At 70.3% G+C, this 12258-nt stretch carries 11 protein-coding genes; 4 read left to right on the top strand and 7 right to left on the bottom strand.

Features of this window, described 5'->3' with window-relative positions; genetic code table 11:
• Positions 1–18: 18 nt before the first annotated feature.
• Together kasB and A5696_RS04865 are read left to right on the top strand one after the other, a co-directional pair.
• Positions 19–1272, top strand: coding sequence for a 3-oxoacyl-ACP synthase KasB (gene kasB / locus A5696_RS04870; protein WP_067874218.1), 1254 nt, complete (start codon positions 19–21; stop codon positions 1270–1272).
• A gap of 40 nt (positions 1273–1312) precedes the next feature.
• Positions 1313–2734 carry an acyl-CoA carboxylase subunit beta gene (locus tag A5696_RS04865; RefSeq protein ID WP_067874215.1) on the top strand — a complete coding sequence of 474 codons (1422 nt, stop codon included), beginning with the start codon at positions 1313–1315 and terminating at the stop codon, positions 2732–2734.
• An 83-nt stretch (positions 2735–2817) separates the two neighbouring features.
• Here the strand turns inward: A5696_RS04865 and A5696_RS04860 are convergent, their stop codons facing one another.
• From A5696_RS04860 to A5696_RS04845, 4 genes are all read right to left on the bottom strand, one after another.
• The gene (locus tag A5696_RS04860; RefSeq protein WP_067874213.1) at positions 2818–4356 is read right to left on the bottom strand and encodes an FAD-dependent monooxygenase; all 1539 of its coding nucleotides are present in this window, start codon (positions 4354–4356) and stop codon (positions 2818–2820) included.
• A gap of 88 nt (positions 4357–4444) precedes the next feature.
• The gene (locus A5696_RS04855; RefSeq protein WP_067874211.1) at positions 4445–5062 is read right to left on the bottom strand and encodes a TetR/AcrR family transcriptional regulator; all 618 of its coding nucleotides are present in this window, start codon (positions 5060–5062) and stop codon (positions 4445–4447) included.
• A gap of 54 nt (positions 5063–5116) precedes the next feature.
• Positions 5117–6649 carry a glycerol-3-phosphate dehydrogenase/oxidase gene (locus A5696_RS04850; protein ID WP_067874210.1) on the bottom strand — a complete coding sequence of 511 codons (1533 nt, stop codon included), beginning with the start codon at positions 6647–6649 and terminating at the stop codon, positions 5117–5119.
• The gene (locus tag A5696_RS04845) at positions 6646–7215 is read right to left on the bottom strand and encodes a TetR/AcrR family transcriptional regulator (protein ID WP_067874208.1); all 570 of its coding nucleotides are present in this window, start codon (positions 7213–7215) and stop codon (positions 6646–6648) included. The genes A5696_RS04850 and A5696_RS04845 overlap by 4 nt, the downstream gene beginning before the upstream one ends.
• Positions 7216–7262: 47 nt before the next feature.
• On the opposite strand from A5696_RS04845, the gene A5696_RS04840 reads away from it, so the two are divergent.
• Together A5696_RS04840 and A5696_RS04835 are read left to right on the top strand one after the other, a co-directional pair.
• Complete coding sequence (locus A5696_RS04840) at positions 7263–8843, top strand: FAD-binding oxidoreductase (protein ID WP_067874492.1); 1581 nt, start codon at positions 7263–7265, stop codon at positions 8841–8843.
• Entirely contained in the window at positions 8840–9766 is a 927-nt protein-coding gene (locus tag A5696_RS04835) for a diacylglycerol kinase (RefSeq protein ID WP_067874206.1), read from the top strand. Before A5696_RS04840 ends, A5696_RS04835 begins: the two co-directional genes overlap by 4 nt.
• On the opposite strand, the gene A5696_RS04830 is transcribed toward A5696_RS04835, so the two are convergent.
• From A5696_RS04830 to A5696_RS04820, 3 genes are all read right to left on the bottom strand, one after another.
• Positions 9747–10259, bottom strand: coding sequence for a DUF3145 domain-containing protein (locus A5696_RS04830; RefSeq protein WP_067874489.1), 513 nt, complete (start codon positions 10257–10259; stop codon positions 9747–9749). The genes A5696_RS04835 and A5696_RS04830 overlap by 20 nt on opposite strands.
• A gap of 160 nt (positions 10260–10419) precedes the next feature.
• Positions 10420–11241: a serine hydrolase gene (locus A5696_RS04825; protein WP_067874204.1), complete on the bottom strand. Its 822-nt coding sequence runs from the start codon at positions 11239–11241 to the stop codon at positions 10420–10422.
• Positions 11238–12257: a methyltransferase domain-containing protein gene (locus tag A5696_RS04820; RefSeq protein WP_067874202.1), complete on the bottom strand. Its 1020-nt coding sequence runs from the start codon at positions 12255–12257 to the stop codon at positions 11238–11240. Before A5696_RS04820 ends, A5696_RS04825 begins: the two co-directional genes overlap by 4 nt.
• Position 12258: the final 1 nt, after the last annotated feature.

Here is a 12258-nt window from a genome sequence, read left to right as displayed (position 1 = left end):
GGAACTTTCGTTAGACCCATGACCGAACTGGTAACCGGGAAGACGCTCCCGAATGTCGTCGTCACCGGCATCGCGATGACGACCGCCCTGGCGACCGACGCCGAGAACACCTGGAAGTTGCTGCAGGACGGCCAAAGTGGCATCCGCGTCCTCGACGACCCGTTCGTCGAGGAGTTCGACCTCCCGGTTCGCATCGGCGGGCACCTGCTGGAAGAGTTCGACAGTCAGCTGACGCGCATCGAGCTGCGCCGGACGGGCTACCTGCAGCGGATGTCGACCGTTCTGGGCCGGCGGGTGTGGGAGAACGCCGGCTCGCCCGAGGTCGACACCAACCGGCTGATGGTCTCCATCGGCACCGGGATGGGTTCGTCGGAGGAAATGGTCTTCAGCTACGACGACATGCGGGCCCGCGGGCTCAAGGCGGTGTCGCCGCTCGGCGTGCAGAAGTACATGCCCAACGGCGCCGCCGCGGCGGTGGGTTTGGAGCGGCACGCCAAAGCCGGTGTCATCACGCCGGTTTCGGCGTGCGCCTCGGGTTCGGAGGGCATCGCCCAGGCCTGGCGCAACATCGTGTTCGGCGAGGCCGACATCGCGATCTGCGGTGGTGTGGAGACCAAGATCGAGGCCGTGCCGATCGCGGCGTTCGCCCAGATGCGCATCGTGATGTCCACCAAGAACGACGACCCGGTGGGCGCGTGCCGCCCGTTCGACCGGGACCGGACCGGCTTCGTGTTCGGCGAGGCCGGCGCGCTCATGGTGATCGAGACCGAGGAGCACGCCAAGGCCCGCGGCGCGAACATCCTGGCCCGGCTGATGGGGGCCAGCATCACCTCCGACGGCTACCACATGGTGGCCCCGGACCCCAACGGCGAGCGCGCCGGGCACGCGATGGCCCGGGCGATCCAGCTGGCGGGCCTGTCGCCCAAGGACATCGACCACGTCAACGCGCACGCCACCGGCACCTCGGTGGGCGACGTGGCCGAGAGCCGCGCCATCAATAAGGCACTCGGCGGCCACCAGCCGGCGGTGTACGCACCGAAGGCCGCGCTGGGTCACTCGGTGGGCGCGGTCGGTGCGGTGGAGTCGATCCTGACCGTGCTCGCGTTGCGCGACCAGGTCGTTCCGCCGACACTGAACCTGGAAAACCTCGATCCGGAGATCGATTTGGATGTGGTGGCGGGCAAGCCGCGGCCGGGCGAATACAACTACGCGATCAACAACTCGTTCGGATTCGGCGGCCACAACGTGGCACTCGCCTTCGGGCGGTACTGAACCCGCTCCCCGCGAGCACCCTCGGAACAGGAGACCTGCGATGACACTCATGGCCCCCGAGTCGGTTGGCGAGTCGCTCGACCCCCGGGACCCGTTGCTGCGTCTGAGCAACTTCTTCGACGACGGCAGCGTGGAGCTCCTGCACGAGCGTGACCGCTCGGGCGTGCTGTCCGCCGCGGGAACCGTGAACGGTGTGCGCACCATCGCGTTCTGCACGGACGGGACCGTGATGGGCGGTGCGATGGGCACCGAGGGGTGCCGGCACATCGTCAACGCCTACGACACCGCCATCGAGGAGCAGAGCCCGATCGTCGGTATCTGGCACTCCGGGGGGGCGCGGCTGGCCGAGGGGGTGCGCGCTCTGCACGCGGTCGGCACGGTGTTCGAGGCCATGATTCGCGCGTCCGGCTACATTCCACAGGTCTCGGTGGTCGTCGGCTTCGCCGCCGGCGGCGCCGCCTACGGACCCGCGCTGACGGACGTCATCATCATGGCGCCGGAGAGCCGGGTGTTCGTCACGGGGCCCGACGTGGTGCGCAGCGTCACCGGCGAGGACGTCGACATGGCCTCGCTCGGCGGCCCGGAGACCCACCACAAGAAGTCCGGGGTGTGCCACATCGTCGCCGACGACGAGCTCGACGCCTATGAGCGCGGCCGCCGGTTGGTCGGATTGTTCTGCCAGCAGGGCCATTTCGACCGCAGCAAGGCCGAGGCCGGCGAGACCGACATCCACGCGCTGCTGCCCGAGTCCGCGCGGCGGGCCTACGACGTGCACCCGATCGTGACGGCGATCCTCGACACGGACGCGCCGTTCGACGAGTTCCAGGCCAACTGGGCGCCATCGATGGTGGTCGGGCTGGGCCGGTTGTCCGGCCGCACGGTCGGCGTGCTGGCCAACAACCCGCTGCGCCTCGGCGGCTGCCTGAACTCCGAAAGCGCCGAGAAGGCGGCGCGTTTCGTGCGGCTGTGCGACGCATTCGGAATCCCGCTGATCGTGGTCGTCGACGTCCCGGGCTACCTGCCGGGCGTCGACCAGGAGTGGGGCGGTGTGGTGCGCCGCGGTGCCAAGCTGCTGCACGCGTTCGGCGAGTGCACGGTGCCGCGCGTCACGCTGGTCACCCGAAAGACCTACGGCGGGGCCTACATCGCGATGAACTCCCGTTCGCTGAACGCCACCAAGGTGTTCGCCTGGCCGGACGCCGAGGTCGCGGTGATGGGCGCCAAGGCCGCCGTCGGCATCCTGCACAAGAAGAAGCTGGCCGCCGCGCCCGAGCACGAGCGCGAGGCGCTGCACGAGGAACTGGCGGCCGAGCACGAGCGGATCGCCGGTGGCGTGGACAGCGCCATCGAGATCGGCGTGGTCGACGAGAAGATCGACCCGGCGCACACCCGCGGCAAGCTCACCGAGGCGCTGGCCCAGGCGCCGGCGCGCCGCGGCCGCCACAAGAACATCCCGCTGTAGGTCACCTTTTCTTCCGCGAGCAGACGCAAAAGCCCCGCGACACGCCGAGTGTGGGGGGCTTTTGTGTCTGCTCGCGGAGGTGGTTACCGGCACACGATCGCCGAGAGTGCCTGGCGTAGTGCGCCATCCGGGTCGGCGGGAAACTCCTCGCAACGCCAGCCGACGAAATCGTCCGGGCGAACCAACAGCGCCCCGGACGCGTCGAGCCCGGTAATCGACTCCCACTCCGCGCTCCGGATGCGATGTGCGGCGACCGACACGGAAGCCGCTGCCGCACACCATCGCTCGTCCCCGGTCAGCACGGTGAACCCCGGACCGAGCAGGTCGAGCGTCGAGACGCCGTCGCGCACCCACACGTGCGGAACCCGGGTCCCCGGTTGCCCGCGCAGCTCCTCCACCAGTTGCACCGCATCAGCCGCGGGCTCGGCAGGCAACACCGCCGCCGAGCGGTACCGGTAGCCGATGAGCAACGAAAACATCGAACACTCCTCATCGGCGGGCAGTTGCGGCCGGTCGTCGCTCAAGGGCAGCACGGCCAGCGTCGGGCCGGTCAGCGACTGCCGGGCCGCGAAGCGCCCCACCGGATGACGCTCGGCGTGGTAGGTGTCTAGCAGTGCCGGACCGGCGGTCCCGTCCAAGACCGCGGCCAGCTTCCAGGCCAGGTTGTGCGCGCTCTGGATGGCGGTGTTGGCTCCCCCGGCCTTGAACGGCGGCATGGTGTGCGCCGCGTCGCCGACGAGAAAGACTCGCCCACAACGGAATTGGTCGGCCACCTGTTCGTAGGGCTGCCACGCCGCAACCTCGATGATCTCGGTGTCCAGCGGCTCGCCGAACGCCTTCGTGAGCGTCTCCCGGCAGCGTTGCGGCGTGAACTGGTCCGCCGTCTCGCCCTTGCCGGGGAAATAGGTGGTGATGAACATGCCGAGATCGCCCTTGGCCACCAGAAAGATGCCATCCACGTCGGCGTTCTTCACTTGCACGCCATCACCGTCACCGAGGTGCGGCACCAGCTTTCGCCACGGCGCGCGGAAGTAGATGAAGACGACATAGATCGGCAGCGCACCGTAACCAGACGTGTTGATGCCCAATCGCTTCCGGATCGGGCTGTGCACGCCGTCGGCGGCGACGAGGTAGTCGGCCCGGACCGTGTCGCCGCCGGACAGCACCGCGGTGACGCCGTCGTCGTCGACTTCGAGCGACGACAGTTCGGTCCCGTACCGCACTTCGCCACCGCGCCGTCGTGTCTCCTCGAGCAGCATCGGCTCGAGCCGGCTCTGCGGGCAGTACTGCGCGGCGGGCTCGGGGCTGAGCTTCTCCATGCCTGCGAAGATCGAGTCGACGTCGATGGCCAGCTTTTCGTCGGGGCTGTTCAGCGCCGGCTTGACCGTCATCGCCGACACGCGGTCGGCGACCGCATGGACTTCCTCGCTCAAGCCCAGGGCGCGCAGGATCTCCAGGCTGCGGAAGCTCAGGTTGCGGGCTTTCGGGTAGATGAAGGTTTCGCGCCGCTTCTCGACCAGCAGCGACCGAACGCCGTATTTGGCCAGCAGGGCCGAGCTGGCGAGCCCCGCCGCGCCGGCGCCCACGATCAGGACGGGGACGCGTGTGTCGTTGCTGCTCATGTCACCTCCGCGCAGTGTGCGAACCAGGCGGAACGTATCAGTTCCGTTCCACGGCTAGAGTCGCACGGATCGCGGCGCCACGCAAGCGCTAGTCGCCCGAGCCGGCCGTCGTCAGCGGCAGCAACAGCTGCTCGAGAGCGCGGCGAACGTAGACGCGATCGATCGGCCGTCCCGTCATCAGGCGCAACACGTTGAGGCCCATCAGCGCGTCGGGGACCAGGCTCACGTCGCGGCCCGGCGGAATCTCGCCGCGGGCAACCGCGTGGTCGAGGACCACCCTCATCATCTGGCGGGGGGCGGACAGCACGAGCTCGTCCAGCGCCGCCGCCAGGACCGGGTGGTGCATCGCCGCCGTCGCCACCCCGACGATCACTTTGATCGTGCTCAGGGCGGTTTCGTCGAAGTCGGGCACCGCGGCCACCAGCGCGTCGATGTCACCGCGAAGGCTTCCGGTGTCCGGCGGCTCGACCGGCCCGAGGCCCCGTCGCCAGTGGGCGATCGCATCGGCGACCACTGCGGCCTTCGACGGCCATCGGCGATAGATCGCGGCCTTGCCCACTTTCGCCCGCGCCGCGATGTCGTCCATGCTCATCCGGTCGTAGCCGCGTTCGGCCACCCCCTGCAGAGCGGCCTCGAGGATGGCGGCGTCGAGGGAGGGATCAAAGCGTCCGGGATTTCTCCCCACCGGTCGGCGTGCCGTGGTCAATGACGGGTATTCCTTCGCTTGAGGCGATACGTGTCAGTTCCGCCCAATCTATCATCAGCCCCGCAAGGCCAGGAACTCTTCCGCCACCGGCACCACCCGCTCCCGGTCCCCCGCCACCAGGCCGATGCGGGTCCGCCGATCGACGATGTCGTCGACGTCCAGCGCGCCCTCGTGGGTCACCGCGTACTCGAACTCCGCCCGCGTCACGTCGATGCCGTCGGCGACCGGATCGGCCGGACGGTCACACGTCGCGCTCGCGATGACCGTCGCCGCTTCACCGCCGTAGCGCGCCACCAGCGACGCCGGCACGGCACGGGACCCCGAGCCCGCACCCGGGTTGGCCGGCGCACCGATCAGCGGCAGGTCGCGGGTGCGGCAGTCGGCCGCGCGCAGGGGCCGCCGTCCGATCGCGAAGTCCAGCACGTCCTCGGCCATGTAGCGGTATTCGGTCAGCTTGCCGCCGATCACGCTGATGACGCCCGACGGCGCTTCGATGACGGCGTGCTCGCGCGACACGTCGGCGGTGCGGCCCTCACCGGTGTCGATCAGCGGCCGCAGCCCGGCGTAGGCGCCGGTCACGTCGCCGGCGCCGAGGGCGGTCCCGAGCGCGGTGTTCACCGTGTCCAGCAGGAACGCGACCTCCTTGCCCGACGGCTCCGGTACGTCGGGGATCGGGCCGGGCGCCTCCTCGTCGGTCAGGCCCAGGTAGACGCGGCCCAACTGCTCGGGCATTGCGAACACGAAGCGGTTGAGCTCGCCGGGGATCGGAATGGTAAGGGCCGCAGTCGGATTCCCGAACGCCCGTGCATCGAAGACCAGGTGTGTGCCGCGGCTGGGCCGCAACCGCAACGAACCGTCGATCTCGGCCGCCCACACGCCGGCCGCGTTGATCACCGCGGCGGCCGACACGTCGAACGACTGCCCGGTGCGCCGATCGGTCAACCGCACCGAGGTGCCCGTCGCCTCGGACGCCGCGACGTAGGTCAGGATCCGGGCGCCGTGCTGCGCGGCGGTGCGCGCGACCGCGGTGACGAGCCGGGCGTCGTCGATCAATTGGCCGTCGTAGGCCAGAAAGCCGCCGTCGAGGCCGTCGCGCCGAACCGTGGGCGCCATCTCCACGACGCGCTGCGCCGAAACCCGCCGCGACCGCGGCAGCACCGACGACGGCGTGCCCGCCAGCGCCCGCAACCCGTCACCGGCCAGGAACCCGGCGCGCACCAGCGCGCGCTTGCCGCGGCCCATCGACGGCAGCAGCGGCACCACTTGCGGCATCGCGTGAACCAGATGAGGGGCGTTGCGCGTCATCAGGATTCCGCGCTCGACGGCGCTGCGCCGGGCGATGCCCACGTTGCCGCTGGCCAGATAGCGCAGGCCGCCGTGCACCAGCTTGGAGCTCCAGCGGCTGGTGCCGAACGCCAGATCGTGCTTCTCCACCAGCGCCACCCGCAGGCCGCGCGACGCGGCATCCAGGGCGATGCCGGCGCCGGTGATGCCGCCGCCGATCACGACGACGTCCAGCGCGGCGCCGTCGGCGAGGGCATTCAGGTCGGCGGTGCGACGCGCGGCGTTCAGCGCGGTGGACCTCATGCCAGGTATCCGTTCAGCGAGTACGTGAGTTCGGCGGCCAGCGCATGGGCGTCGAGGATCGGCCGCACGATCCGCTCGGACTGGATCGTCGACTGGGCGATCAGCAGCACCATGGTGGCCATCTGCAGCGGATCGCCGGCGCGGACGCTGCCATGGCGCTGGGCGACCCGCAGCCGCTCGGCCAGGGCGTCGATCAACATCTGCTGGCTGGCCCCCAGGCGTTCGGTGATGTAGATGGGCGCGAGCTCCGAGTGCAGCACCGACATCACCAGCCGGTCGCGACGCAGCAGGTCGGCCACCGTAACGATCTGTCGCACAAGCGATTCCCGGTCATCGCCGAGCAGCGGGGCGTCGCGCAGCACGCCGGTGACGTGTTGGGTCAGCAGCGCCGCGACGATCGACTTGGTGTCGGGCCAGCGGCGGTAGACGGTCGGCCGGCTGACGCCCGCCCGACGCGCGATCTCGGCCAGGGTCACCCGGTCCACCCCGAAATCGACCACGCAGCTCGCCGCCGCCGCCAGGATCCGGTCCCCGGTGTCCGACGGAACGTTACTGATTGACAGCATGTGTAATACTGTAACGCATGACGCACGCCGAGGAACTCCTCCCGCCGATGAAATGGGACGCGTGGGGGGATCCCGCCGCGGCAAAGCCCCTGTCCGAGGGCATCCGCTCGCTGCTGGAACAGACTGTGGGCCTGCGGGATTCGCCCGAAGCCGAGCTCGGCGCCGACGACGTCAGGCTGCGACCGTCGGCGCTGTCGCCGGCCGACCAAGACGCGCTGGCCGGCATCGTCGGCGCCGAATACTGCCGCGCCGGCGACCGCGACCGGCTGCTGCACGCCGGCGGCAAGTCCACCCTCGACCTGCTGCGCCGCAAGGACCGCGGGATCCAGGACGCGCCCGACGCCGTCCTGCTGCCCGGAGACGACGACGCCGTCGCGGCGGTCCTGCGCTACTGCTCCGAGCACCGCATCGCCGTCATCCCGTTCGGCGGCGGGACCAACGTGGTCGGCGGGCTCGATCCCACGCGCGCCGGCTTCGACGCCGTGGTGTCGCTGGACCTGCGCCGGTTCAACGAGCTCATCGAGCTCGACGAGGTGTCGGGCCAGGCCGTCTTCGGCGCCGGCGTCACCGGGCCGGACGCCGAAAGTTTGCTTGGCGCCCAAGGCTTTTCGCTCGGGCATTTCCCGCAGAGCTTCGAGTACGCCACCATCGGCGGCTTCGCGGCGACGCGTTCGTCGGGTCAGGACTCGGCCGGCTACGGCCGGTTCAACGACATGGTGCGCGGGCTGCGGATGGTCACGCCGGTCGGCACGCTGGAGCTTGGCCGCGCGCCGGAATCCGCCGCCGGCCCCGACCTGCGCCAGCTGGTGCTCGGGTCGGAGGGCACCTTCGGCGTCATCACCCGGGTCCGGCTGCGGGTGCATCGCATCCCGGAGGCCGTGCGCTACGAGGCCTGGTCGTTCCCCGATTTCGAGACCGGCTCCGCCGCCCTGCGCGCCGTCACCCAGACTGGCACCGGTCCGACAGTCATCCGGCTCTCCGACGAGGTCGAGACCGGCGTCAACCTGGCCACCACCGAGGCGATCGGCGAAAGCCAGATCACCGGCGGTTGCCTGGGAATCACGGTGTTCGAGGGCGCCAAGGAGCACGTCGAAAGCCGACACGCCGAGACCGGCGCCCTGCTGGCGGCGCGGGGCGGCACATCGCTGGGTGAGGCACCGGCGCGGGCCTGGGAACGGGGCCGGTTCGGGGCGCCGTACCTGCGCGACTCGCTGTTGTCCGCGGGCGCGCTCTGCGAGACGCTCGAAACCGCCACCGACTGGTCGAACGTTCCCACGCTGAAAGCCGCTGTCACCCAAGCGCTTACCAGCGCGCTGGCCGAGTCGGGCACCCCGGCGCTGGTGATGTGCCACATCTCGCACGTCTACCCCACCGGCGCCTCGCTCTACTTCACCATCGTCGCCGGGCAGCGGGGCAATCCGATCGAGCAGTGGCGCGCGGCCAAGAAGGCCGCGTCGGACGCGATCGTCGCCAACGGCGGCACCATCACGCACCACCACGCCGTGGGCGCCGACCACCGACCCTGGATGCGCGACGAGGTCGGCGAGCTGGGCGTCCAGGTGTTGCGCGCGGTCAAGGCGACGCTCGATCCGGCCGGAATCCTCAACCCCGGCAAGCTGATTCCGTGATCGGGCGTGAGGTCGCCAAGGTGACTGCGCTGACGAATCCCGTCTCGGGACACGGCGCCGCGATCCGCGCGGCCCAGGTCGCGATCGCCCGGCTGCACGAGCGGGGGGTGGAGGTCACCGAGATCATCGGCGACGACGCGCGGGACGCGCGTTATCTCGTCGGCGCGGAGCTGGAACGCGGGACCGATGCGGTGATGGTCACCGGCGGTGACGGCGTCGTCTCCAACGCGCTGCAGGTGCTGGCGGGCACCGATGTCCCGCTCGGCATCGTCCCGGCCGGCACCGGCAACGACCATGCCCGTGAATTCGGGATCCCGACAAAGGATCCCGCGGCCGCCGCGGACGTCGTCGCCGACGGCTGGGCGGAAACCATCGACCTGGGCCGGATCCGGTGGGGCGACGACGACAAGTGGTTCGGCACCGTCGCGGCCACCGGCTTCGACTCGCTGGTGACCGACCGCGCCAACCGGATGAGCTGGCCGCACGGGCGGTTGCGCTACTACCTCGCGATGCTCGCCGAGCTGTCGGCGCTGCGGCTGCTGCCGTTCCGGCTGGTGCTCGACGGCACCAAGGAGATCGACGCCGACATCACGCTGGCCGCATTCGGCAACACCCGCAGCTACGGCGGCGGGCTGCTGATCTGTCCCAATGCCGATCCCACCGACGGTTTGCTCGACATCACCATGGCGCACTCGGCGTCCCGGACCAAGCTGGTCCGCCTGTTCCCCACCGTCATGAAGGGCACGCACGTCGACCTCGACGAGGTGACCACCGCGCGGGCCACGACGATCCACGTCGAGTGTCCGGGCATCAACGTCTACGCCGACGGCGACTTCGCGTGCGCGCTGCCCGCCGAGATCTCGGCGGTGCCCGCGGCGCTGCGGATCCTGCGGCCGAGTGCGCCTAGCCGACGCCCCGGCTGAGCCAGGTCACCTCGCCGGCGTCGCCGCCGTCGCGATAGACCTCGAGCGCCTCGTCCCACGCCGTGCCCAGCACCGAGTCCAACTCGGCGGCCAGATAGTCGGCGCCCTGCGCCATCATCGAGCGCAGCCGCATCTCGCCGACCATGATGTCGCCGTTGGCGCTCATCGACCCGCTCCACAGGCCCAGTTGGGGGGTGTGGCTGAACCGCTGGCCGTCGACCCCGGGGCTGGGATCCTCGGTGACCTCGAAGCGCAGCACCGACCAGGACCGCAGGGCGTTGGCCAGCCGGGCGCCGGTGCCGACCGGCCCGACCCAGTTGGTGACCGCGCGCAGCTGCCCCGGCATCGCCGGCTGCGGTGTCCAGACCAGGTTGGCCTTGGACTGCAGGGTCGATGACAACGCCCACTCGACATGCGGGCATACCGCCGCCGGCGAGGCATGGACGTACACCACGCCTGTCGTCACGTCGGCGAATTGGTTCGACGCACGCATCTCCTGCTCCTTCGGTTCCACGAGGGACGTCTTCCCCAACGACCTGGTGGACCGCTCGAAGCGGGATGCATGGCGGATATCCGCCCGTATTTTTTGTGTCCTGCGTGTCTATTGTGCCCTCTGATACCCCTGTTGCGCTAGTGTGCGGAGTGGCTGAATATCACTGGGCCAAGACCCGGTCCGAAAGCGCAGGCCACGGCGCCAAAGCCCACTCCCCGAAATCGCGGTCGGTGAGGACCACCAGCGCCAGGTCCGCCTCGGGATCCACCCAGATGAAGCCGCCCGCCTGGCCGAAGTGGCCGTACGTCCGCGCCGAGTTGCGCGCCCCCGTCCAGTGCGGCGACTTGGCGTCCCGGATCTCGAAGCCCAGGCCCCAGTCGTTGGGTCGCTGCACCCCGTAACCCGGCAGCACCCCGTCCAGGCCGGGGAATTGCACGGTCGTGGCCTCGGTGTGCAGCTGCGCCGACACCGTCGACGGGCGCAGCAGGTCAGCGGCGAATAACGCCAGGTCGGCGACCGTCGACGTCGCCCCGAACCCGGCGGCCTCGGCGCCGCCGACCAGCCGGGTGCGCGCCATGCCCAGCGGCTCGCACACGGCCTCGGTCAGGTAGCGGCCGAATTCGATGCCCGACTCGGCCTGCAGGGTCCGGGCCAGCACCTCGAAACCGTAGTTCGAGTAAATCCGCCGGGTGCCGGGCCTGGCCAGCACTCGATCGTTGTGCATCGCCAGACCCGACGCGTGCGCCAGCAGGTGGCGGATCGTGGCGCCGGGCGGGCCGGCCGGGGTGTCCAGCTCGACGACGCCCTCCTCGATCGCGACGTGCGCGGCCCGGGCCACCAGCGGCTTGGTGACCGACGCCAGCTCGAAGACCCGCCCGGTGTCGCCGTGGCCGGCCAGGAGCCCGTCGGGCCCGACGATCGCGGCGGCCGCATTGGCCACCGGCCAGTCGGCAATGAAGTCGAGCGCGTCGAGGGCGGTCACTTCCTGGCGATGTAGTAGTTGTTGATCGGGTCGCCCTCGACCTCGGTCACCCGGACGTCGTCGAACCCGGCGTCGGCGAGCATCGAGGTGGCCAGCTGCGTCCCCCAGGCAGTGCCCAGCCCGGCGCCGTCCAGCGCCAGCGACACCGTCATGCAGTGCATCAGCGAGACGGTGTACAGGTAGGTACTCATCGGGATGCCGACGTTCTCCTCGAGCCGGCTCGACGCCTTGATGTCGGCCATCAGGAAGACACCGCCCGGCCGCAGCGCGCGGTAGATGTTCTCCAGCACCCGCGCCGGGTGTGCCTGATCGTGGATGGCGTCGAACACGGTGATGACGTCGTAGGCCTCGCGCTTGTCGAGCTGCGTCAGGTTGTGGCTCTCGAAGGTGGCGTTCGTCAGGCCGAGGGCGGCCGCCTCGGCGACGCCGGCCGCGACGGCCTCCTCGGAGAAGTCGATGCCGGTGAACCGGCTCGCCGGAAACGCCCGGGCCATCACGTTGATCGCGTGGCCGCTGCCGCACCCGAAGTCGGCCACGTCGGCCCCCGCCCGCAGCCGTTGCGGCAGGCCGTCGACCAACGGCAGCACGACGTTGACGAGCGAGATGTCGTACACCGCGGCGCTCTGCTCGGCCATCAGCGCGTGGAAGCGCGGGAATTCGCTGTAGGGCAGCCCGCCACCCTCGCGGAAGCAGCCGACGATCTTCTGCTCGACCTCGGCGAGGTGCGGAATGAACAGCGCGACGAGCGCCAGGTTGTCCGGCCCGGCCGCGCGGGTCAGCACGCCGGCCCGGTGCGCGGGCAACGAGTAGGTGCCGGCGTCGGCGTCGTAGTCGATGACGTGCCCGGTCGTCATGCCGCCCAGCCACTCCCGGACGTAGCGTTCGTTGAGGCCGGCGGCCCCGGCGATCTGCGCGCTGGTGGCGGGCGGCAGGCCGGCCATCGTGTCCAGCAGGCCGGTCTGATGCCCGATGCTCAGCAGGAGCGTCAGGCTCGCGCCGTCGATGGCCGCAACCATT

The organism is Mycobacterium sp. E2699, assembly GCF_001666745.1.
Taxonomy (GTDB): Bacteria; Actinomycetota; Actinomycetes; order Mycobacteriales; family Mycobacteriaceae; genus Mycobacterium.
The sequence above is the reverse complement of the archived record's forward strand: the minus strand, read 5'-3'. Positions and strand labels throughout refer to the sequence as shown.

Bases quoted from the DNA above. Each gene is read 5' to 3' on its own strand.
- A5696_RS04860 (WP_067874213.1), bottom strand. From the start codon at position 4,356: ATGAGCAGCAACGACACACGCGTCCCCGTCCTGATCGTGGGCGCCGGC.
- A5696_RS04840 (WP_067874492.1), top strand. From the start codon at position 7,263: ATGAAATGGGACGCGTGGGGGGATCCCGCCGCGGCAAAGCCCCTGTCC.
- A5696_RS04820 (WP_067874202.1), bottom strand. From the start codon at position 12,257: ATGGTTGCGGCCATCGACGGCGCGAGCCTGACGCTCCTGCTGAGCATC.
- A5696_RS04830 (WP_067874489.1), bottom strand. From the start codon at position 10,259: ATGCGTGCGTCGAACCAATTCGCCGACGTGACGACAGGCGTGGTGTAC.
- A5696_RS04865 (WP_067874215.1), top strand. From the start codon at position 1,313: ATGACACTCATGGCCCCCGAGTCGGTTGGCGAGTCGCTCGACCCCCGG.
- A5696_RS04845 (WP_067874208.1), bottom strand. From the start codon at position 7,215: ATGCTGTCAATCAGTAACGTTCCGTCGGACACCGGGGACCGGATCCTG.
- kasB (WP_067874218.1), top strand. From the start codon at position 19: ATGACCGAACTGGTAACCGGGAAGACGCTCCCGAATGTCGTCGTCACC.
- A5696_RS04850 (WP_067874210.1), bottom strand. From the start codon at position 6,649: ATGAGGTCCACCGCGCTGAACGCCGCGCGTCGCACCGCCGACCTGAAT.